Annotated in this window: 20 protein-coding genes and 1 pseudogene; 7 read left to right on the plus strand and 14 right to left on the minus strand. The window is 44.7% G+C overall.

Annotation, left to right across the window (positions count from 1 at the left end; translation table 11 throughout):
- Positions 1–46 precede the first annotated feature (46 nt).
- Entirely contained in the window at positions 47–1048 is a 1002-nt protein-coding gene (gene dusA, locus H5300_RS18910) for a tRNA dihydrouridine(20/20a) synthase DusA (RefSeq protein WP_017080832.1), read from the minus strand.
- A 226-nt stretch (positions 1049–1274) separates the two neighbouring features.
- Here dusA and H5300_RS28025 point away from each other — a divergent pair.
- A pseudogene (locus tag H5300_RS28025) lies at positions 1275–1525 on the plus strand (tyrosine-type recombinase/integrase); the annotation flags it as partial.
- A gap of 903 nt (positions 1526–2428) precedes the next feature.
- On the opposite strand, the gene H5300_RS18915 reads toward H5300_RS28025, so the two are convergent.
- Both H5300_RS18915 and H5300_RS18920 read right to left on the minus strand, forming a co-directional pair.
- The gene (locus H5300_RS18915; protein ID WP_182796599.1) at positions 2429–2584 is read right to left on the minus strand and encodes a hypothetical protein; all 156 of its coding nucleotides are present in this window, start codon (positions 2582–2584) and stop codon (positions 2429–2431) included.
- A complete protein-coding gene (locus H5300_RS18920; RefSeq protein ID WP_182796600.1) occupies positions 2584–2763 on the minus strand; it encodes a hypothetical protein in 180 nt (59 codons plus the stop codon). The genes H5300_RS18915 and H5300_RS18920 overlap by 1 nt, the downstream gene beginning before the upstream one ends.
- 247 nt (positions 2764–3010) lie before the next feature.
- Between H5300_RS18920 and zur the strand changes: the two genes are divergently transcribed.
- Entirely contained in the window at positions 3011–3469 is a 459-nt protein-coding gene (gene zur / locus H5300_RS18925; RefSeq protein ID WP_004735846.1) for a zinc uptake transcriptional repressor Zur, read from the plus strand.
- A gap of 17 nt (positions 3470–3486) precedes the next feature.
- Positions 3487–3948, plus strand: a complete 462-nt coding sequence (locus H5300_RS18930) for a chemotaxis protein CheX (protein ID WP_004735847.1) — start codon at positions 3487–3489, stop codon at positions 3946–3948.
- 138 nt (positions 3949–4086) lie between these two features.
- Here the strand turns inward: H5300_RS18930 and pgi are convergent, their stop codons facing one another.
- The gene (pgi, locus tag H5300_RS18935; RefSeq protein WP_182796601.1) at positions 4087–5739 is read right to left on the minus strand and encodes a glucose-6-phosphate isomerase; all 1653 of its coding nucleotides are present in this window, start codon (positions 5737–5739) and stop codon (positions 4087–4089) included.
- 326 nt (positions 5740–6065) lie between these two features.
- Here pgi and H5300_RS18940 point away from each other — a divergent pair, with 326 nt between their 5' ends.
- The gene (locus H5300_RS18940) at positions 6066–6485 is read left to right on the plus strand and encodes a secondary thiamine-phosphate synthase enzyme YjbQ (RefSeq protein ID WP_004735849.1); all 420 of its coding nucleotides are present in this window, start codon (positions 6066–6068) and stop codon (positions 6483–6485) included.
- A gap of 117 nt (positions 6486–6602) precedes the next feature.
- Here the strand turns inward: H5300_RS18940 and H5300_RS18945 are convergent, their stop codons facing one another.
- From H5300_RS18945 to H5300_RS18955, 3 genes are read right to left on the minus strand one after another with little or no spacing between them, the layout of a single operon-like run.
- Positions 6603–7808: a BamA/TamA family outer membrane protein gene (locus H5300_RS18945; RefSeq protein WP_029224181.1), complete on the minus strand. Its 1206-nt coding sequence runs from the start codon at positions 7806–7808 to the stop codon at positions 6603–6605.
- Between the two features lie 23 nt (positions 7809–7831).
- The gene (alr, locus tag H5300_RS18950; protein WP_017080826.1) at positions 7832–8917 is read right to left on the minus strand and encodes an alanine racemase; all 1086 of its coding nucleotides are present in this window, start codon (positions 8915–8917) and stop codon (positions 7832–7834) included.
- 6 nt (positions 8918–8923) lie between these two features.
- Positions 8924–10315 (minus strand): replicative DNA helicase, encoded by a 1392-nt coding sequence (locus tag H5300_RS18955; protein WP_004735852.1) that lies wholly within the window; start codon positions 10313–10315, stop codon positions 8924–8926.
- A 176-nt stretch (positions 10316–10491) separates the two neighbouring features.
- On the opposite strand from H5300_RS18955, the gene H5300_RS18960 reads away from it, so the two are divergent.
- Positions 10492–11391 carry a DUF481 domain-containing protein gene (locus tag H5300_RS18960; protein ID WP_029222163.1) on the plus strand — a complete coding sequence of 300 codons (900 nt, stop codon included), beginning with the start codon at positions 10492–10494 and terminating at the stop codon, positions 11389–11391.
- Between the two features lie 290 nt (positions 11392–11681).
- On the opposite strand, the gene rplI is transcribed toward H5300_RS18960, so the two are convergent.
- The 5 genes from rplI to rnr all read right to left on the minus strand — a co-directional run bounded on the left by rplI (position 11682) and on the right by rnr (position 16634).
- Positions 11682–12134 carry a 50S ribosomal protein L9 gene (gene rplI, locus H5300_RS18965; protein WP_004735854.1) on the minus strand — a complete coding sequence of 151 codons (453 nt, stop codon included), beginning with the start codon at positions 12132–12134 and terminating at the stop codon, positions 11682–11684.
- 38 nt (positions 12135–12172) lie between these two features.
- Complete coding sequence (gene rpsR, locus H5300_RS18970) at positions 12173–12400, minus strand: 30S ribosomal protein S18 (protein ID WP_000090472.1); 228 nt, start codon at positions 12398–12400, stop codon at positions 12173–12175.
- A gap of 132 nt (positions 12401–12532) precedes the next feature.
- The gene (gene rpsF / locus H5300_RS18975; protein WP_004735855.1) at positions 12533–12946 is read right to left on the minus strand and encodes a 30S ribosomal protein S6; all 414 of its coding nucleotides are present in this window, start codon (positions 12944–12946) and stop codon (positions 12533–12535) included.
- A gap of 292 nt (positions 12947–13238) precedes the next feature.
- Positions 13239–13979, minus strand: coding sequence for a 23S rRNA (guanosine(2251)-2'-O)-methyltransferase RlmB (gene rlmB, locus H5300_RS18980; protein WP_182796602.1), 741 nt, complete (start codon positions 13977–13979; stop codon positions 13239–13241).
- 156 nt (positions 13980–14135) lie between these two features.
- A complete protein-coding gene (rnr, locus tag H5300_RS18985) occupies positions 14136–16634 on the minus strand; it encodes a ribonuclease R (protein ID WP_017078239.1) in 2499 nt (832 codons plus the stop codon).
- Between the two features lie 248 nt (positions 16635–16882).
- On the opposite strand from rnr, the gene H5300_RS18990 reads away from it, so the two are divergent.
- A complete protein-coding gene (locus H5300_RS18990; protein ID WP_029224282.1) occupies positions 16883–18292 on the plus strand; it encodes an amidohydrolase in 1410 nt (469 codons plus the stop codon).
- A gap of 155 nt (positions 18293–18447) precedes the next feature.
- Here H5300_RS18990 and motX read toward each other — a convergent pair whose 3' ends face one another.
- Entirely contained in the window at positions 18448–19083 is a 636-nt protein-coding gene (gene motX / locus H5300_RS18995; protein WP_004735859.1) for a flagellar protein MotX, read from the minus strand.
- 315 nt (positions 19084–19398) lie between these two features.
- The gene (locus H5300_RS19000; RefSeq protein WP_017078237.1) at positions 19399–20715 is read right to left on the minus strand and encodes an adenylosuccinate synthase; all 1317 of its coding nucleotides are present in this window, start codon (positions 20713–20715) and stop codon (positions 19399–19401) included.
- A gap of 172 nt (positions 20716–20887) precedes the next feature.
- Between H5300_RS19000 and H5300_RS19005 the strand changes: the two genes are divergently transcribed.
- Positions 20888–21076, plus strand: coding sequence for a DUF2065 domain-containing protein (locus H5300_RS19005; protein WP_026012244.1), 189 nt, complete (start codon positions 20888–20890; stop codon positions 21074–21076).
- The last annotated feature ends 50 nt before the right edge of the window (positions 21077–21126 follow it).

The raw sequence follows: 21126 nt of genomic DNA on the forward strand, positions 1-21126 counted from the left end.
TTTTTAGCTTGGGCTTTTAAGCTCGAACTTTTAACCTCGAGGGAGGTTATACGTTTAGCTCTTTAGGGATCTTAGCCAATGCTGTCTGCATCACTTCGATACCTGCACCTTTCTTATGTGCGTTTTCACTGATGTAGCGACGCCATTGTCTTGCGCCCGGCATGCTTTGGAACAAACCAAGCATATGACGAGAGATGTGTCCTAAGCTTGCACCATTTGAAAGCTCACGCTCAATGTACGGGTACATTTCTTCAACCACTTGTGAGCGCTTCTTAATTGGCGTGTCTAAACCAAAGATCTGCTGATCAACTTCAGCCAAGATAAACGGGCTATGGTAAGCCTCACGACCGATCATCACACCATCAAGGTGTTGCAAGTGCTCTTTAGTTTGCTCAAGAGTAGTAACGCCACCATTCACGGCAATCACAAGATCAGAGAAATCTTTCTTGATTTGGTATGCACGATCGTAATCTAGCGGTGGAATCTCTCGGTTCTCTTTCGGGCTAAGACCACTCAACCACGCTTTACGCGCGTGAATAGTAAATTGCTCACAGCCGCCTTTTTCAGAAACCGTCGAAACAAACTTAGTTAAGAACTCATAAGAGTCTTGGTCGTCGATACCAATACGCGTTTTCACGGTAATTGGAATATCAGTGACTTCTTTCATTGCCGACACACAATCTGCCACCAGCTCAGGCTCAGCCATTAGGCAAGCACCAAAGCGACCATTCTGAACTCGGTCGGAAGGGCAACCGACATTAAGGTTGATTTCATCATAACCACGCTCACCAGCAAGCTTGGCACACGCCGCCAGATCAACCGGGTTTGAACCACCGAGTTGAAGTGCAAGAGGATGTTCTTGCTCGTTATATTCTAGAAAGTCGCCCTTACCATGTAAGATCGCACCCGTTGTTATCATTTCTGTGTACAGAAGCGTCTGCTGAGAAAGCAAACGGTGAAAGTAACGACAGTGGCGGTCAGTCCAATCCAACATTGGAGCGACGGATAAGCGGTTAGCCGCGTATTTACTGGTATTGTCAGGTTTCATAAAGCGTTACTCAAAATCTATACACTGCATATATATACAGAAACTCGCTAGTTCTGCCGCAAACTCACCCGTTCCGTACGCATATAGTACGTATTGACGGGGTGGAACGAAGGCATCATTTAGCATTAAAAAAAGAACACTTCAAAGCGGTGAATCACGCTTCACAGTGGACATTGTAGTCAAAAATAATTCGGCGATTATACACAGGGAATCGAAAACATTCAGGAACAAAGACGAACTTATTTTTCCATACAACTCACGAAGCGTTAGCGCAGGTTTGCAGCGAGTAAGAAATGAATTGGGTATTGAGGATTTGAGGTATCACGACCTACGAAGGGAGGGAGCAGTCGGTTGTTTGCAAAGAGCTACTCTATTGAAGAAGTAGCCCAAGTGACAGAGCATCGAAACTTGAACATTTTATGGCAAGTTTATACTCAATTGTTTCTCCAAAACTTACATAAAAAAGAACAAGCTTAAATATATTTGGTGTACTGAAATTAGGCCTTAGTACATATAGAAAGTTTAACGGAGGCTTTTTAGCGGAATCAGGAAGTCTAACTTCAACGTTTTTATTGTAGATCTTTTGGTCTTCTGGTGGGATCTGGAAAGCCAGCTTCAAAACTTATTACCCCAATGTATTTACGTGCAATTTTCTTATATAAACTTCAAAGTCAAAACACTATGATTGACAGTAAAAAAACTAAAAAATTTAGCCACTTAAATGCAATACCAGCTAAAAAACAAGGTTATACATTTCACCCAAAGATCAAGGGATTTTTTTTTAGGGGCGTGCAAAAGTAAAGCATCCTTAAAACACTATTTCCATCCAATCAAGCCGCTTATATCACCGCCAGTAAGTAGTCACTTACAGTTTTTTCACAATCAACCACTTATCCACAGACCACCCCATTTCTTTACCTTGAAAATAGTGGCTTGCAGCTCTATCTTGTAAACCTTGAAAGAAAAAACACAGGATATTGTGTTTTTATTCACCGTTTAGAGAGGAGAGTTGTACAGGTAATCTGATTTATTTTAACCAGAAACGAAGAACCCCACCAAAAGGCAGGGTTCGAATTCGAAGCCAAGTCTAGAGTAACGCCAATTACTCAAAAAGTGACTACTAGATATCTAAGTTTCAATATCTGACAACGAGACTATAGAACGTGGATACAGGCTTGGCAATCAAATTAACACAACCATATAGGTGTGATTATGTTGCCAAAAAGCGTCCAAGCTTTACTACGTAAGGTCTTCAACACTGGCTTTACTATTTTCAAATTAAGACCTGATTTTTTTGTCAAAGGTCTAATTTACTGTGTCAATACAGTCGCAGACTTGATTAAAGAATAACTTAAAGAGACAGTCGCAAGGCTGTCTCTTTTACCCGTTACCATTTTCAAGCCGAGTCAAACGCTCATCCATCTTTTCCATCATCAGCCGAAGCCACTTAACATCGGTTTTAAGTGTAATACCTACACCTACCCCGCTAGATAAAGCACTGACCACTGCGATGATTAGTGTTTGATACTCTGCCATTACTTGAACTCATTGTGTAGGGTTTCCCATAGGCCAAATACTATTGGAGCACTTGCGCCAATAATGCCACCGAATTGAACACCATCTGCCGATACGCTTGCGGTGATGTGCTCAGGGTGACCAGCAACCAAAGCCGCTCCCGCGCCCAGTAACGCTAAACCTTTCTTAGTCGATGACAAGCCAATGTCGATTGAGAGCTTTTTATTAAAAGCACCTTATTGCACATTTTTTTATAAACACATTCACCAGATCTCTAATTCAGCCTCATTAATCAGTTATGCCTTGAGTCACACTGTCATTTTGAGTTACCTTGTCTTATTCAAAGTCGTGGGTCACAATACGCTCTGTACCTGACTTTAATAGAAATCATTGGCTCCCAAAACGTAGTAACCTAGAAATAGGGTTTGAATAGGGATGTCCGATTGAATGGTGAAAAATTTGGACCACACATTAATAGAGCAAGTTGAAGGGATATGCGCATCTCGAGGCGTTAGATTAACACCTCAGAGAAAGCGAGTGTTTGAGCTCATTTTCTCTAATAAAAAAGCCTCTAGTGCTTATGAATTGTTAGAGCAATTGAAAGTCAGTGAACCACAAGCCAAGCCTCCGACAGTATATCGCGCTTTGGATTTCTTGTTGGAACAAGGTTTCATTCACCGAGTTGAATCAACCAATAGCTTTATATGCTGCTGTTCTTGCAATGCCAATAAACATTTCTCCCAACTACTGATCTGCGATAAATGTGGCACTGTGGTAGAATTACAAGACGATGCGCTTGTCACTCTACTCGCTAGTAACGCTGAGAAGCATGGCTTTAAATTGACTAATCAAGTCATTGAGTCGCATGGCATTTGCCAAACTTGCTCCTCCGATATGAAAGAATAAGATTATAGAAGAACATTATGCGCGCTGAATTTGTAAACCCGTTTTTAGCTTCTTTGATGAACGTATTAAAAACGATGGCTTCTCTAGAATTAAAGCCACAAAAACCAAGAGTTAAGAAAGATGAGATCGCTCGTGGTGATGTATCCGGCCTAATTGGTATGGTTGGCACACAATCTCGTGGCTCAATGTCGATCACTTTTGATGAAGGTCTTGCCCTAGAAATCATGGAAAACATGTTGGGTGAACGACCAAATGGCTTGAACGAAGAAGTGACCGATATGGTGGGTGAAATCACTAATATGGTGACTGGTGGTGCAAAACGTATTCTTGCAGAAAGCGGCTTTGATTTCGACATGGCAACGCCGATCGTCGTTTCAGGTAAAGGCCACACCATTCGTCATAAGTGTGAAGGTGCTATTATCATCATGCCTTTCACATCTCAGTGGGGTAACGCCTTCATCGAGATCTGTTTCGAATAGAGACAATCGAGTAAATAAAAAACGAAAGGCTGACGTACATACGTCAGCCTTTTTTATTGCCGTAAAATCAACGGACATAAAAAACGCCAACCGAAAGGTTGGCGTTTACAGTTATTACTTGGTGTTACTTAAACAGTCTTAAGCTTTCAGCGCTTTAAATGCGTTGATTAGACCGTTAGTTGAGCTGTCGTGAGATGTTACTTGAGCATCGTCAGCTAGCTCTGGAAGAATTTGGTTTGCTAGTTGCTTACCAAGTTCTACACCCCATTGGTCGAAGCTGAAGATGTTCCAGATAACGCCTTGAACAAAGATCTTGTGCTCGTACATCGCGATTAGGTTACCTAAAGAGCGAGGGTTGATTTGCTTAACAAGAATAGAGTTCGTTGGACGGTTACCTTCAAATACTTTGAAAGGTACAAGCTCAGCCACTTCTTCAGCTGTTTTACCAGCCGCTAGGAATTCAGCTTCCACTGTCTCTTTTGTCTTACCGAATGCTAGTGCTTCAGTTTGAGCAAAGAAGTTAGACATTAGCTTCTGGTGGTGATCAGATGCTGGGTTGTGGCTGATAGCAGGAGCAATAAAGTCTGATGGGATCAGCTTAGTGCCTTGGTGAATCAGTTGGTAGAAAGCGTGTTGGCCGTTAGTACCAGGTTCACCCCAGATGATAGGACCTGTTTGGTATTCTACTGGGTTGCCTTCACGGTCAACAAACTTACCGTTTGATTCCATGTTACCTTGCTGGAAGTAAGCAGCAAAACGGTGCATGTACTGATCGTAAGGTAGAATCGCTTCTGACTCAGCGCCATGGAAGTTGTTGTACCAAACACCAATAAGAGCAAGAATCACTGGAATGTTGCTTTCAAACTCAGTTGAAGCAAAGTGGTTATCCATCTCGTATGCGCCATCTAGTAGCTCAGCGAAGTTATCGAAGCCGATAGAAAGAGAGATAGAAAGGCCGATTGCAGACCATAGTGAGTAACGACCACCAACCCAGTCCCAGAATTCGAACATGTTGTCAGTATCAATACCAAACTCAGCAACTGATGTTGCGTTAGTTGATAGCGCTGCGAAGTGCTTAGCTACGTGTGCGTCATCACCTGCTTCAGCCAGGAACCAATCACGAGCAGAGTGTGCATTCGTCATTGTTTCTTGAGTCGTAAATGTCTTAGATGCTACTAGGAACAACGTTGTCTCTGGGTTAAGAGGCTTAAGTGTCTCAACAATGTGAGTGCCATCTACGTTAGAAACAAAGTGCATGTTCAGGCGAGTTTTGTATGGTGTAAGTGCTTCAGTCACCATGTATGGACCAAGGTCCGAACCGCCGATACCGATGTTAACTACATCAGTGATCTCTTTACCTGTGTAACCTTTCCACTCACCAGAAACGATGCGGTGCGTGAACAGTTCCATTTTTGCTAGTACTGCGTTCACTGCTGGCATTACGTCTTTGCCATCAACCATTACTGGGTTGTCGCTACGGTTACGTAGAGCAGTGTGAAGTACTGAGCGACCTTCAGTCTTGTTGATTGCATCACCGCCGAACATTGCTTCGATTGCAGACTTAACTTCAGTCTCGTTCGCAAGAGCAAATAGGTGCTGCATCGTTTCAGCATCGATAAGGTTCTTAGAGTAATCCACTAAGATGTCAGAACCGAAACGAGTAGAAAAGCTCTCGAAACGCTTTGCATCTTGAGCAAACAGCTCTTTCATATCCATATCTTGAGCAGACTCAAAATGTGCAGTTAGAGCTTTCCACGCTTGTGTTTGCGTTGGGTTGATATTTTTCAACATGGTATCTATCCCGATGTTACTGTAGGTTTTATTCTAAACGTCACCTGGGTGATGAATAGAACCCCCGATTAGGCGAAAGTTTATATTTTTCTGTGATGACCAAACCGCGTCACCACTGAAAGATTCTTTGTAATTTTTTTTCACGACGTATTATGCCGCATATGAAGAGCTGTACCTTGAGATAAATCAGGATTCGATTTCCTGATACAAGAATCGGTACAGACTCTAGCTCTAACATAATTAAATGTGAGCGATACCTGATAAATTCAAGTTCAAAAGATAGCGTTAAACCACTTTTTTTCCAAATACATTATAAAGGATGGCGTATGTGGATTCAGAAGACTATACACCTAAATGCACGAAAGCGTGGATTTCATCTCATTACTGATGAAATTGAACAACAGATACACGATATCAATTCTCTATCTGTTGGTTTATTACATCTTTTTATCCAACATACCTCTGCCAGCCTTACGCTAAACGAGAACGCTGACCCTACCGTCCGTACCGATATGGAATCACACTTTAATAAGTTTGTACCTGAGCGAGCACCCTACTACAGACACACCTATGAAGGCGATGATGACATGCCAGCCCACATTAAAGCATCGACACTTGGCACCAGTGTGACAATACCAATTAGCAATGGTCGTTTAGCTTTAGGAACATGGCAGGGCATTTACTTAGGAGAGCACCGAGATTGTGGTGGAAGCCGTACGGTTATTGCGACCATTCAAGGTGAATAACCTTAAGTAACCAGCTATAAAAAATCATTAAAAACATAATGATAGAAAACAAAAAAGGGTGACACAGTTATGTATCACCCTTTAAAAACATGAGATATTCGAGTTAGTAAAACCAGATTAGAAAGGCTGGTTTATCATGACCCTAAAGGTCCCTTCATCACCACCTCGAGCTAACTCAGCACGAACAACAATACCCTCCACTTGGAACCGAACCGCGCCGCCTAGGCTCCATTTCATATCCGAGTGCAGTGTTTTTATATCGTACTCATCCGCAACGCGCCCGACTTCTGCAAACGCCACCCATTGCCACCAAGGCAAATCGTAATAGTTAATCAGTGGGATATCACCCAAAGGTTGCCAGTCAGGAATCACTCGGTACTCAGCAGAGTAATGAACCGCAGAACGTCCGTGGTAGCGACCTCCGGTATAGCCTCGTAAGCGATATAAACCACCAAGTCGAGCTTGTTCCGTTTCCGGTGGACGAGCACAATCTTGCCCAGAACAGTTATCCCAGGTTGGTGTATCAGCGGTATAGAAATCGAGTGCCACGACTTGTTGGTCGAACAGGTCACCTAAAGGGCCTAATGCGAAGTACTGACTGTTTTGGAACGTCCACTTCAACCATAAATCATCGTTAGACCAGCTTTCTGCGCCGGTCGTGAATTCAAGATTAGTATGAGAGCCCGTGGTTGGGTTACGTGTGCTATCACGGTTATCCCAATCCAATGCCAGACTAAAGCCTGTCGCCTCTTCCGTGTTGTTTAAACCTTCTAGCTCACGTGCCGTATAAAAAGGCGTGAAGATAATCGAGCTGACACCCGACTCGACGGGCGAAGCAAAGCTCACATCTTTGATTGGCTGAAAAGCCCCTAACAAGCCATGTTCTGCAACATTGCCCCAAGGTAGCAAATACTTGAATTCAAACTGATAGTTTTGCTCTAAGCCATCGGCAATGGTTTTATCATCAATAGATGAATCGTTGTCGCCTTGAGAGCCAATGTAATAAGGATTGTCGTTGAAGCGCGCTTGGTACATCTGAGTACTGAATAAAACATTCTCAGACAAAGCGTAGTTAAAGGCCGATAGAAAACCGACATAACTGTCTTTGTCTGAATAGAGTGCCATACCAAACAGAGCGGCTTGAGGTTGCCAAACGCCCTTTGCGACACCCGCAACCCCAAAGGTATTGCCCAAAGTTTCAGTACTAAAATAGAAAGGGACAAAGGCTGAATCTTTTTCTTCGCTCAAGACAGAAGAAGAAAAACTGACACCGAGCAATGCCATAGCTGACGTTAGCCAGTGTCGAGTAGTTCGCTTGAACATCATTTAGTTTACAAGATCCATAGCTACTTCACATACTCCATCGCAACACGCGAAGTCAGCTTAGTGACTAGCTCGTACGCGATAGTGCCGATATGTTCTGCCACTTCTTCTGAAGGTAAATCTTTACCCCATAATGTCGCTTCATCACCGACTTTATCTGCAGCATCAGGGCCAAGGTCAACCGTTAGCATGTCCATTGACACGCGTCCTGCGATCGGTACTTTTCGTCCATTAACGAACACTGGAGTGCCGTTAGGAGCCATGCGTGGATAACCATCACCGTAACCAATCGCGATCACGCCAACCTTAGTATCACGTTCACTGGTCCAGTTAGCGCCATAACCTACGCTTTCACCCGCTTTCACATCACGAACCGCAATCAGATGTGAGGTCAGAGTCATCACAGGCTTAAAGCCAAGTTCTTGTGCCGATTTATCAGCAAAAGGCGAAACACCGTAAGAGATGATTCCCGGACGAACCCAATCAAGGTGGCTGTTAGGCCAAGCCAATAGACCCGCAGAGGCAGCAAGTGAACGCTCACCTTCACAACCATCAGTGAGAGATAAGAAAAGCTCAGTCTGTTCAACGGTGGTCGCTCTATCAAGTTCATCAGCACAACCGAAGTGGCTCATGTAACGTAGAGGTTTGGCAACATTCGCACATTGATGCAAACGCTCAACAAAGTTTTGGTATTGCTCAGGGCGAACACCTAATCGGTGCATGCCACTGTCGACTTTAAGCCATACCACGACAGGTGTTTCCAAATCTGCATTCTCAAGCGCGCTTAATTGCTCTTCACAATGCACCACAGTTTGAATGTTATTGGTCACCAGGATGGGTAAATCACCCGAAGAGTAAAACCCTTCCAGCAACAATATGGGTTTAACAATGCCACCAGCTCGCAGTTGTAAGGCTTCTTCAATACGCGCCACACCAAAAGCATCTGAGTTTTTAGAGTGCTTGGCGATATGCAGTAAGCCGTGCCCGTAGCCATTCGCTTTCACAACCGACATAACTTTACACTGTGGAGCCTTCGACTTTATCTGGTTCAAGTTATGTTCGAGCGCGTTTAAGTCAATGCTTGCCGTCGCTGCTTTCATGTAAGTCATTAGCGATTACTCATCATCAAATGCAGGGCCTGCATAGTTATCAAATCGGGAGTGTTGACCTTGGAATGTCAAACGAACCGAACCGATCGGACCGTTACGTTGCTTACCAAGGATGATCTCTGCGATGCCTTTCAGTGAACTGTCTGGGTTATAAACCTCATCACGATAGATAAACATGATCAAATCGGCATCTTGCTCGATAGAACCTGATTCACGCAAATCCGAGTTTACTGGGCGCTTATCAGCACGTTGCTCTAGGGAACGGTTAAGCTGAGAAAGTGCGACAACCGGAACGTTCAGTTCTTTCGCCAACGCTTTCAATGAGCGAGAAATCTCGGCAATTTCAAGAGTACGGTTATCTGATAATGAAGGAACACGCATTAATTGAAGGTAATCTATCATGATCATTGAGATACCATCGTGTTCACGTGCAATACGTCGAGCACGAGAACGAACTTCGGTTGGCGTTAGACCCGAGCTGTCATCGATATACATATTCTTCTTATCCATCAGAATACCCATACTCGACGAAATACGCGCCCAATCTTCATCGTCTAATTGACCGGTACGAATCTTGGTTTGGTCGACACGAGAAAGTGACGCTAACATACGCATCATCAGCTGTTCAGCTGGCATCTCTAGAGAGAAGATTAACACTGGCTTATCTTGCTTCATCGCTGCGTTTTCACACAAGTTCATCGCAAAGGTGGTTTTACCCATCGATGGACGCGCAGCAACAATGATTAAGTCAGAACCCTGTAGGCCTGCTGTCTTCTTGTTGAGGTCGTTAAAGCCAGTATCGACACCAGTAACACCATCTTGTGGCGATTTATATAAGATTTCGATACGTTCTAGCGTCTTCTCAAGAATGCTATCAACGTTTTGTGGACCTTCGTTTTCACTTGCTCGGCCTTCTGCAATCGCGAAGACTTTACTTTCAGCAAGATCAACCAGCTCTTCCGATGTACGACCTTGAGGGTCATAACCAGAATCCGCGATCTCATTCGCCACACCGATCAAGCTACGAACCAGTGCTCGCTGTGCCACGATATCTGCATACGCATTAATGTTAGCGGCACTGGGTGTGTTTTTGGCTAAGTCAGCAAGGTAAGCAAAGCCACCTACGTCTTCTAGCTGCTCACGAAGCTCTAAATGTTCAGAGAGTGTAATCAGGTCCAGAGGAGAACTTTCTTCAAGGATATCCTTTACCGCTTCAAAGATCAGACGGTGAGGACGGCTATAAAAGTCTTTGGCCACAACCTTTTCAGCAACTGTATCCCAGCGTTCGTTATCCAATAACAAACCGCCAATAACAGATTGCTCAGCTTCTAATGAATGTGGTGGGACTTTGATGGCGTCCACCTGATCGTTGGCTGATTTCTGACTTTTGGTATCCACTATGACTACACTCAATAACTAATAATGATCGTTCATTATACCCAAGAACACTCATTTGTAATCCGTTCCTAAGCGTTTGTTTTATTCTTCAGGAAGAATTTACCTATTGCTGACGGAATTAACCAAGGGTAGCATTACGATCCTGCCATTCACTCACTGTATAACTAGAGGTATGCGTGTCCAAATTATTGGCTCTGAGCACTGGTCTTCTAAGCTCTGGTCTTCTAAGCACCAGCCTTCTGAGCTCTCCGTTGGCCTTAGCTGATGATGATGCTAAAGCCTCTGTCGATGCAATCCTCGACTCTATAGTAGTTTCAGAACCTACTGTTGAGCCGATCGTCGTTGCACCGACACCTGAAAAAGATATGGATATCGCACCAAGTGATACGAGTGACACAGAACTGCCGAACCCACTCAAGACGGAAGTCGAATTTGGGTATCAGTCGCATACTGGTAATTCTGATTCACGATCGCTAAATGCCCGCCTAAACGGTGAGTATACGGCTGGCCGTCATAGAACCAGTGGCGAATGGAAATACTACAACCTCTACAAAGACGGTGAAGAAGATAAAAGGCAATCGACTTACTCGGCTCAGAGTGACTACAAGTTAAGCCCTAAAACCTACCTCTACGGCAGCTTTAAAGGTGTCGATTCACGATACAGTGCTTACTTTAAAGACTACACAATCTCTAGTGGTTTGGGTTATCAGTTCTCGAACACTGAAGAGTTTGTGTTGGAAGTCGAAGTCGGACCGGGTTTTCGTTACCAAGAACCTAATCTCGATGAATTGGACGACGATGACATCATCTTCCCAGAGATTGTTGAAGAGGCGATTTTCCGTGGCAATGTGAATACATCATGGCAGGTGTTGAAGAATTTGCAGCTCAAGGCTGATGTGACGTTAGTATCTGGCCACAGTAACCTGAAATTTGATACTGAATTAGAAGCGATCAACGATATTACTGACAATATCGCACTGAAGATTGCTCACTCTCGTCAATACCACGATAAAGTGCCTCACGGATTAAGCAAAGAAGACTCTGTGCTGTCGATTAACCTGCTCTTTCAGTTCTAATCTCAAGAGTAGTTCTAGTCTCAAGAACTATTCTAATCTCAAGAGCAGTTCTAGTCTCAAGAACTATTCTAATCTCAAGAGCAGTTCTAATCTCAAGAGCAGTTCTAATCTTTAGGCCACTTCTAACCTTGAGAACAGCCTGTTCAGCAATAACAGCTTTTGGATCACTGTAAGCTTTTTACTTACCATAACCCCTTCGCTATGTTTTCCTATATTTCAGACATAAAAAAACACCAGCCGAAGCTGGTGTTTAAAACTTTCAAAAGAAAGAATTCGTCTTGGTACTGAAATTACTCAGCTGCAACGATAGCGATTTTCGCAGTAGCAAAAACTTCAGAGTGAAGTTGGATGCTTACTTCGAATTCGCCGATGTTACGTAGAGCGCCTTCAGGTAGGCGTACTTCGCTCTTAACTACTGCAACACCAGCTGCTGTAATAGCATCTGCGATGTCACGAGTACCGATAGAACCGAATAGTTTGCCTTCGTCACCAGCTTTAGAAGCGATTGTAACGCCTTCTAGAGTGTTAACTGTCTCTGCGCGAGCTTCTGCAGCAGCTAGTTGCTCAGCAACTTTAGCTTCTAGTTCAGCACGGCGAGTTTCGAACATAGCAACGTTGTCTTTAGTTGCCATAACTACTTTACCCTGTGGGATAAGGAAGTTACGAGCGTAACCAGATTTAACGTTTACTTGGTCGCCAAGGCCACCTAGGTTACCGATTTTATCAAGTAGAATAACTTGCATTATCTTAGTCCTCTTAAACTATTGTTAACTATTACCGATTACTGATGCTTGTCAGTGTACGGTAGTAGAGCTAGGTAACGAGAACGCTTGATAGCGCGAGCTAGCTGACGTTGGTATTTAGCACTTGTACCAGTGATACGGCTAGGTACAATTTTACCAGCTTCAGTGATGTAGTTTTTTAGAGTTGCTACGTCTTTGTAGTCAATCTCTTGTACGCCTTCTGCAGTAAAACGGCAGAATTTACGACGACGGAAGAAACGAGCCATGGGCTATCTCCTGATCTAAATTTAATAATGCGGTATTAACACAGGCTTATAAATAAGCGTAAGCAAATGCTTGTAGTGAAAATACCTAAACGAGTTGAATAAAATTTAATGACCTAAAAGGCCAAAAAAGAATTACTCAGCAGCAGCTTCTGGCTTAGCTTCTTCTTCACGACGTGGTGCACGTTCTTCACGGTCATCACGACGAGGAGCACGCTCTGCACGCTCTTCTTTTTGCTTAAGCATGATAGATTGCTCAGTCACAGCGCCTTTAGTGCGCATGATCATGTTACGTAGAACTGCATCGTTAAAACGGAAAGCAGTTTCTAGCTCGTCCATCACTTCTTGGCCAGCTTCAACGTTCATAAGAACGTAGTGAGCTTTGTGAAGTTTGTTGATTGGGTAAGCCATTTGACGGCGGCCCCAGTCTTCTAGACGGTGGATAGTACCGCCAGCTTCAGTGATTGAACCAGTGTAACGCTCGATCATGCCAGCAACTTGCTCGCTTTGATCAGGGTGAACCATGAATACGATTTCATAATGACGCATTTGGTTGCTCCTTACGGATTATTAGCTTCCACGAAAGGCTCGGTCGTCCAAGGGAAGCAAGGAACTAAAGAAAAATGACCGAGTTTTAAGGACGGCAAATATTATAGAAAGAACCCGGTATTGGCAAGCGGTATTTGGCTAATAATGAAACAGTTTTTCTTTCGCCATCTAGCCATCTGATAAACCAAACGATTCCGTCATAACAGCCTAAAAAGAAACGCCCACCAGCAAGTGGTGAGCGCTAATAAATTCATAGACTTAGAGTCGTTTTGCCTTTTGACTCAGCTTAACGCTATTCAGCTAGGCGCTGACGTACCGCTTCGAACAGACAGATGCCTGATGCTACCGAAACGTTTAGGCTCGACACGCTGCCTGACATTGGAATCTTAATCAGGTCATCACAGGTTTCACGCGTTAAACGACGCATGCCGTCACCTTCTGCGCCCATCACAACGGCAAGAGGACCCGTTAGCTTCGCTTGATAGATATCATGCGTTGCTTCACCTGCGGTACCCACGAACCATACACCCTGCTCTTGCAGTGCACGCATTGTACGAGCTAGGTTGGTTACGCGTACTAGAGGAACGGTTTCAGCTGCGCCACAAGCAACCTTGCTTACGGTTGCCGTTAGCGGCGAAGAGCGATCTTTAGGTACGATAACAGCCGCCACACCCGCAGCATCCGCGTTACGTAGACAAGCACCTAGGTTATGAGGGTCTGTTACGCCATCTAGAACCAACAACAGAGGCTGTTCGTGCTGCGCTAGGATATCGTCTAGGTGAGTTTCATTAAGCTGCTTAGCAGGCTTCACCTTAGCAATAAGACCTTGGTGATTTGCACCCTGGGCTTTTTCATCAAGCGGCTTACGGCCCATTTGTTGAATCGACACACCAAATTGCTGCAGTTGATTCAGTAATGGAAGAAGACGATCGTCTTGACGACCTTTAAGCACGTACGCTTCAATAAAGCGCGCTGGATCTTTTTCTAGTACGGCTTTCACCGCGTGAATACCGTAAATAAATTCGTTACTCATTGTCTCTGGTTACTCTTATTGCTCAGAGATGAATGACATCAAACCCGATGCACCCACCCCTGTGTTGTTTATTTCGAGAGTATGCGTCTTGCGCCTGATACTCTCGCATTTAAATTCGTTAGACGTTAAGCCTTGCTGTCATTGTAAAACGATAACTTAAGACTTATCAGCCTTTGGCTTACGGCTTGCGGTACGCTTTTTCTTAGCTCGCGCCTTCGCAGCACCGGTTTTATTCGCTGACTTCTTCTTAGCTGAACTTTCAGAGCTACCGTCTGGTCGCTTAGTCGGTTCAACTAAAGGCGTCGCTGGTACACCCGGCTTATTACTCTTCACCGCTGAACGCTTCTTGCTTTTCGCCTTTTTCATCGCTTCAGCTGCACGCTTCTTGGCCGTTTTACCTTTACCACGAGGCTGACGATCGGTGTCTTCTAAATCAAAGTCGATTTGGCGAGTTTCTAGATTAACCGCAGAAACCTTCACTTTAACCGAATCACCTAAGCGGTAGATGTTACCTGAGCTTTCACCGACTAAACGCTGACCAACAGCATCAAATTGGTAGTAATCATTCGCTAGCGCTGAGATATGTACCAAGCCATCAATGTGCAGTTCAGTGAGACGAACAAAGAAGCCGAAGCCAGTCACGTTAGCAATTACGCCATCCATCACTTCGCCGACATGGTCTTGCATGTACTCACACTTCAGCCAGTCGTTCACTTCACGCGTAGCATCATCAGCACGACGCTCAGTCATTGAACACTGCTCGCCGTAGAAGTCCATATCATCGAAAGTGTAGTGGTAACCACCGGTTGGCGTCCAACGCTCACTCTGACGGCCTTCTTCTTTCGCAATAAGGTACTTAATCGCGCGGTGCAATAGCAAATCTGGGTAACGACGAATTGGCGAGGTAAAGTGAGCATAGCGTTTAAGAGCTAAACCAAAGTGACCTGCGTTGTCCGCGTTGTATACCGCTTGCTTCATCGAGCGCAGTAGCATGGTTTGGATTAACTCACGATCTTCACGCTCATTAATCTGTTGCATCAGTTGTGCATAGTCTACTGGTGATGGCGACAGGCCACCTTCCAGCGTTAAACCTAGCTCACTAAGGAAGCTCTTAAAGCCAGTTAAGCGCTCTTCTCCCGGAGTATCGTGAACACGGTACAGTGCAGGTTCTTTCGCTTTTTCTACGTAAGATGCCGATGCGATGTTCGCAAGAATCATACACTCTTCGATGATCTTGTGTGCATCGTTACGGATGACGGGTTCAATACGGTCAATCTTACGATCCGCATTGAAGATAAACTTAGTTTCTACCGTTTCAAACTCAATCGCACCACGTTCGTCACGCGTTTTCTTAAGTACCTTGTACATCTTATGAAGCTCTTCAAGATGTGGTACTTCAGGCTCGTAACGCTCACGAAGTTCTTCATTACCATCTAAGATAGCGCCAACTTTGTTGTAAGTCAGACGGGCATGAGAGTTCATTACCGCTTCGTAGTGCTTGTAACCCGACAGTTTACCTTTGTCTGAGATAGTCATCTCACACACCATACATAAACGGTCGACTTGAGGGTTCAATGAACATAGGCCATTAGAAAGGACTTCTGGCAGCATTGGCACAACTTGTGACGGGAAGTATACCGAGTTACCACGGTTAATCGCTTCTTTGTCTAGCGCGGTATCTGGGCGAACGTAGTAACTTACGTCAGCAATCGCTACCCACAGGCGCCAGCCTCCGCCTTTCTTCGCTTCACAGTAAACCGCATCATCGAAGTCACGCGCATCTTCACCATCAATGGTAACCAATGGCAGTTTGCGTAGATCAACACGTCCTTCTTTTGCTTCTTCAGGAACATGCTCACCGAGGTTTACGATTTGCTTATCTACCGCTTCAGGCCACTCTTGTGGGATCTGGTGAGTACGGATCGCGATCTGCGTTTCCATACCCGGAGCCATGTTTTCACCAAGAACTTCGGTCACTTTACCCATCATGTTACGAGAACGACCACCACGATCCGTAATTTCAATCACAACCACATTACCCATTCGAGCACCGCCTTTATGCTCAGTAGGGATCTGGATGTCGTGACTAATACGAGAATCATCAGCAACCACGTAAGAATGGCCGTATTCTAGGAAGAAGCGGCCAACAAGTGGCGTTTTGCGCTCTTCAAGAACACGAACCAAACGACCTTCACGACGACCACGTTTACTGTTGTCAGTAGGCTGAGCCAGTACGTAATCACCGTGCATGATGGTTTTCATCTGGTGATGCGGCAACACGATATCATTGTCTTTACCCACACTGCCGTCTGGGCGAACCCAACCATGACCGTCTTTATGACCAATCACATAGCCTTTAATCAATTCCATCTTCTCAGGCAATGCGTAGCACTGACGACGGGTAAAGATAAGCTGTCCATCACGTTCCATTGCACGTAAACGACGACGCAGCCCTTCATATTGTTCCTCTCCAGCCAAACCCAAAGCTTCGAATAGATCGTTACGGTTCATTGGAATATTCGCGTCTGTTAGAAACGAAATAATGAACTCTCGGCTTGGTACTGGGTTTTCGTAATTTTTCGACTCTCGGTCGGCAAAAGGATCAACAGTGGTTGTCGCTGTCGTGTTTTCTGACATTGGTGTGTTTTTTGACATAGGCGGGCCTGCTTAAGCAAGGAATGTATATACCCCTAGTATATCTGATGCTAGGGGTAAGCTACAGATATGCTTTGGAAAAGCCTAAAATAACCTAAGATTGATACATATCTTCACTTTGTGAAACATCGCTTCATAGAGACGGACTATCATCAAAATTTCAAGCAAACGATAAAACAAACGTTTGCGCCATGAATGAAATACACTATTATCCCGACACTTTACCAACTCCTGTTCTGAGTATTGATATGAAACTAAAACGCACCCTATTGGCTTCAGCAATGGCAAGCCTCGCTCTATTTCCATTTGCGAGTTCAGCAATGGAAAAAGCTGACTTGATGATTACCGATGCGATGGTTCTAACCATGAACCAAGACAAAACGGTTTATGAGAGCGGTACTGTTGTCGTAAAAGACAACAAAATCATTGCCGTTGGTGATGCTTCACTAGAGAAGCAGTACCAAGCGAAACAAGTGTTAGACGTGGATGGCGATATCGTGATGCCGGGTCTTATCAATACTCATACTCACGTATCGATGACGGTTTTCCGTTCGTTGGCCGATGATGTGCCTGACCGTCTCCACCGTTATATCTTCCCTCTAGAGAAGAAACTGGTATCGCGAGACATGGTACGCATTGGCGCTAATCTCGGTAACGTTGAAATGGTGAAAGGCGGTGTCACGACTTACGCCGACATGTACTACTTCGAAGATGAAGTTGCGAAAACTGTCGATAAGATCGGTATGCGTGCCATTCTTGGTGAAACCGTGATTAAGTTCCCAGTCGCAGACGCTGCCAACGCGGAAGAAGGCATCCAATACGCGCTGAATTTCATTGAAGAATACAAAGACCACCCGCGTATCACACCTGCATTTGCACCACATGCGCCTTACACCAACACCACAGAGATACTGCAGAAGATCTCTAAGCTCTCTCTAGAGCTCGATGTACCAGTAATGATTCACCTAGCAGAATCACACCGTGAAGAAGAGAAAATCGCCGAGCGTTCAGATGGGCTATCACCAGTTCAATACATGGACAGCATTGGCGCACTCAACAAAAACTTGGTGGGTGCACACATGATCCTCGTTGACGATCATGATATCGAGCTGGTGAAAAAATCGGATATGGGTGTGGCTCACAACATGAGTGCCAACATCAAGTCAGCTAAAGGCGTATCTCCTGCGCTTAAGATGTATGACGAAAACGTTCGTATTGGTTTAGGTACTGATGGCCCAATGTCTGGTAACACACTGAGCACCATTGATGAATTCAACCAAGTCGCTAAAGTTCACAAGCTGGTTAATAAAGATCGTGCCGCAATGCCGCCGATCAAAGTGATCGATATGGCAACAATGGGCGCAGCAAAAGCGCTACACATGGAAGATAAGATCGGTTCTCTTGAAGCCGGTAAACTCGCCGACATCATAGTGATCGATACGAAAGCGCCAAACATGGTTCCAGTCTACAACCCATACTCGGCATTAGTTTACTCAGCTAACTCGGGTAACGTTCGCCACACCATCGTTGACGGTAAGATCATCATGCAAGACCGCGACATGCTAACGGTCGATGAAGATAAGATTCGCCAAGAAGCACTCGATTTCACCAAAGTCGTTCGTAAGACGGTGATTGAATCTGGTGAAGTTGTTCAATAACGCCACCGAGTGAGATAAGCGGTTTACCGTTAAGATCAAAAAAGGCCTCATAGGTATTTACCTACGAGGCCTTTTTAATACGGTATCTTTCTATATCAAGATAGATGGTTAACGAGTGCAGTCGTTCACCATCTAACCTTAATTAATATTCGTAATTACCAGAACACGTCTCGACGTTTTGCTCGAGCGATAATATTGTCCGGCATTCTCTGTTCCAGACCGCTTCGAAGCACGGTGATGCGTTTGTGTTGCCTATCATCCGCAGTCACCGAGTTGTATAACCAGCGGTAAGCATCTTCATAATCTAACGGGCTACCGTAATCACGCAGCAAGAGTTCCGCTAGGTGAATACTCGCACTTAGGTTACCCATAGAGGCCGCTTCACGTAAATACGGAATCGCGCGCTCTTTGTCTTGTTGAACCAAGGTTCCACGAGAATAATAACGACCTAGCTGCTCTAGTGCAGCCGGTAAACCTTGATGCGCCGCGTTTTCCATATAGTAAATGCCAAGCTCGACATCTTGTGGAACACACACGCCCCAAGCCAACATATCACCGTATAAAAACTCATAAGAAGGCAAGCTAATACGCGTTGCACGAGCAACGATATCTTCAACTAACTGGCACTTATCAGCTTTCACTCGCTCTAGGTGTTGATTATTCTCGATTAAATTAATCAGTTCAGCTTCTGTATATATTGGAACGGGCTCTCCCACGTCAGTCAAATTTGCATGACTCAAGGGTGAGCTCAGCGCCATTATCAATGAAGCTGCTACAATTCGTAGCTTCATACCTGCACTCTATTATCTGTCGCTAAAGTTATCTATTGAGGGCCGCAGAGGATTTCTACACGCACAAAACAGGGTGAACTTCACTTTCCATGATATCTGTATCGGCAATAACCCTGACGGCTTTAGACAAAACTTGCCGCTAATGGGCAATATTTTGCCTGATGACGCTTAAAAGATCACCATCAAAGAGTGCGTGGCTAAATTGCAGGTATTAAAAAGCCGACTTAATAAAGTCGGCTTTTAGAAAACTATTTCATTATCAGAGCACTTTAATTACCACAGCACGGTTAGTGCCTGGTAATCACTCAGCGGGCATTATGCGCCGTATGGGTGAACCTTGATGATAGTTTCGTTACGATCTGGGCCAGTTGATACGATATCAATTGGAACGCCAGTTAAGTCTTCGATACGCTTGATGTAATCTAGAGCAGCTTGTGGAAGCGCGTCGATAGATTTAGCACCAAATGTGTTTTCAGACCAACCAGGCATTGTTTCGTAGATTGGCGTCGCTTCTTCGAATGACTCAGCAGCCATTGGAGAAACTTCTAGGATAGAACCATCTTTCATCTTGTAACCAGTACAGATTTTTAGTTCTTCTAGGCCATCTAGAACGTCTAGTTTAGTTAGACAGATACCAGATAGAGAGTTGATTTGGATTGCACGACGCATAGCAACAGCATCGAACCAACCAGTACGGCGTAGACGACCAGTCGTTGCGCCAAACTCGTGACCAACATCGCCTAGGTGCTTACCAACTGGGTCTTGTTTTTCAAGGCCATCGTATAGCTCAGTTGGGAATGGACCTGAACCAACACGAGTACAGTAAGCCTTAGTAATACCAAGGATGTAACCGATGTGACGAGGACCAAAACCAGAACCTGCAGCAACACCACCAGCAGTCGTGTTAGAAGACGTTACGTATGGGTAAGTACCGTGGTCGATATCTAGTAGCGTACCTTGAGCACCTTCGAACATGATCTTGTCGCCGCGCTTACGTGCTGCGTCTAGTTCATCAGTTACGTCGATAACCATCGCAGTTAACATGTCTGCGTAGCTCATCGCTTGCTCAAGAACTTCTTCGTAGCTTACTGTTTCAGCTTTGTAGAAGTGCTCTAGTTGGAAGTTGTGGAATTCCATAACTTCTTTTAGCTTCTCAGCAAATGCTTCTTTATCGAAAAGGTCGCCAACGCGTAGACCGCGACGAGCAACTTTATCTTCGTAAGCAGGACCGATACCACGACCCGTTGTACCGATAGCTTTAGCGCCACGAGCGATTTCACGCGCGTTGTCGATTGCAATGTGGTACGGAAGAATTAGAGGACAAGCTTCAGAGATGAAAAGACGCTCACGTACTGGGATACCGCGATCTTCAAGAGGTTTCATTTCTTTAAGAAGTGCGTCAGGCGATAATACTACACCGTTGCCAATAACACATTTAACGTTATTGCGTAGGATACCTGATGGAATTAAGTGAAGAACGGTTTTTTCACCGTCAATTACAAGTGTGTGACCTGCATTGTGACCGCCTTGGTAGCGAACCACGTATTTTGCATCTTCAGTTAAAAGGTCAACGATTTTACCTTTACCTTCATCACCCCATTGGGTGCCTAGAACGACTACGTTATTTCCCATCTTTCCAATTTCTGTTGCTAATTAAAAATGGATTCTAGCACCGAATCACATTTCTTGCAGTCATTTTTTGTTCATAATTGTTAAAGCTAACGACAAGCAAATTTGCAATGACACCGCGAAGATCCGTAAAGATGCTGATATTATTATCTTTTTACAGGCAAAAGGCAGCAACATGTCTAATTCTATCTGGCTCGCAATCGGGCTTGTTCTTATCGTTGAAGGGCTGGGGCCCTTGATTGCACCCAATGGCTGGAGAAACATGGTTGCTCAATTAAGCCAACAGCCAGACACGCAACTGCGCCGAATTGGCGGTTGCCTTGTAGTTGCCGGCGTCGTTATCGCTTTCATGACCTACCGCTAGGCTTTCTCAAAGCACGGCTCTGTCGCTCGATTTTCCTCGAGGACCCAATG

The sequence above is a fragment of the Vibrio sp. SG41-7 genome, from assembly GCF_014164465.1.
Lineage (GTDB): Bacteria > Pseudomonadota > Gammaproteobacteria > Enterobacterales > Vibrionaceae > Vibrio > Vibrio splendidus.

Excerpts from the sequence above, each read along its gene's own strand:
- H5300_RS19000 (WP_017078237.1), bottom strand. The coding sequence starts at position 20,715 with ATGGGAAATAACGTAGTCGTTCTAGGCACCCAATGGGGTGATGAAGGT.
- dusA (WP_017080832.1), bottom strand. The coding sequence starts at position 1,048 with ATGAAACCTGACAATACCAGTAAATACGCGGCTAACCGCTTATCCGTC.
- H5300_RS18940 (WP_004735849.1), top strand. The coding sequence starts at position 6,066 with ATGTGGATTCAGAAGACTATACACCTAAATGCACGAAAGCGTGGATTT.
- H5300_RS18990 (WP_029224282.1), top strand. The coding sequence starts at position 16,883 with ATGAAACTAAAACGCACCCTATTGGCTTCAGCAATGGCAAGCCTCGCT.
- H5300_RS19005 (WP_026012244.1), top strand. The coding sequence starts at position 20,888 with ATGTCTAATTCTATCTGGCTCGCAATCGGGCTTGTTCTTATCGTTGAA.
- rpsF (WP_004735855.1), bottom strand. The coding sequence starts at position 12,946 with ATGCGTCATTATGAAATCGTATTCATGGTTCACCCTGATCAAAGCGAG.
- H5300_RS18945 (WP_029224181.1), bottom strand. The coding sequence starts at position 7,808 with ATGTTCAAGCGAACTACTCGACACTGGCTAACGTCAGCTATGGCATTG.
- rlmB (WP_182796602.1), bottom strand. The coding sequence starts at position 13,979 with ATGAGTAACGAATTTATTTACGGTATTCACGCGGTGAAAGCCGTACTA.
- pgi (WP_182796601.1), bottom strand. The coding sequence starts at position 5,739 with ATGTTGAAAAATATCAACCCAACGCAAACACAAGCGTGGAAAGCTCTA.
- zur (WP_004735846.1), top strand. The coding sequence starts at position 3,011 with ATGGTGAAAAATTTGGACCACACATTAATAGAGCAAGTTGAAGGGATA.
- H5300_RS18915 (WP_182796599.1), bottom strand. The coding sequence starts at position 2,584 with ATGGCAGAGTATCAAACACTAATCATCGCAGTGGTCAGTGCTTTATCT.
- alr (WP_017080826.1), bottom strand. The coding sequence starts at position 8,917 with ATGACTTACATGAAAGCAGCGACGGCAAGCATTGACTTAAACGCGCTC.
- rplI (WP_004735854.1), bottom strand. The coding sequence starts at position 12,134 with ATGCAAGTTATTCTACTTGATAAAATCGGTAACCTAGGTGGCCTTGGC.
- H5300_RS18930 (WP_004735847.1), top strand. The coding sequence starts at position 3,487 with ATGCGCGCTGAATTTGTAAACCCGTTTTTAGCTTCTTTGATGAACGTA.
- rnr (WP_017078239.1), bottom strand. The coding sequence starts at position 16,634 with ATGTCAAAAAACACACCAATGTCAGAAAACACGACAGCGACAACCACT.
- rpsR (WP_000090472.1), bottom strand. The coding sequence starts at position 12,400 with ATGGCTCGTTTCTTCCGTCGTCGTAAATTCTGCCGTTTTACTGCAGAA.
- motX (WP_004735859.1), bottom strand. The coding sequence starts at position 19,083 with ATGAAGCTACGAATTGTAGCAGCTTCATTGATAATGGCGCTGAGCTCA.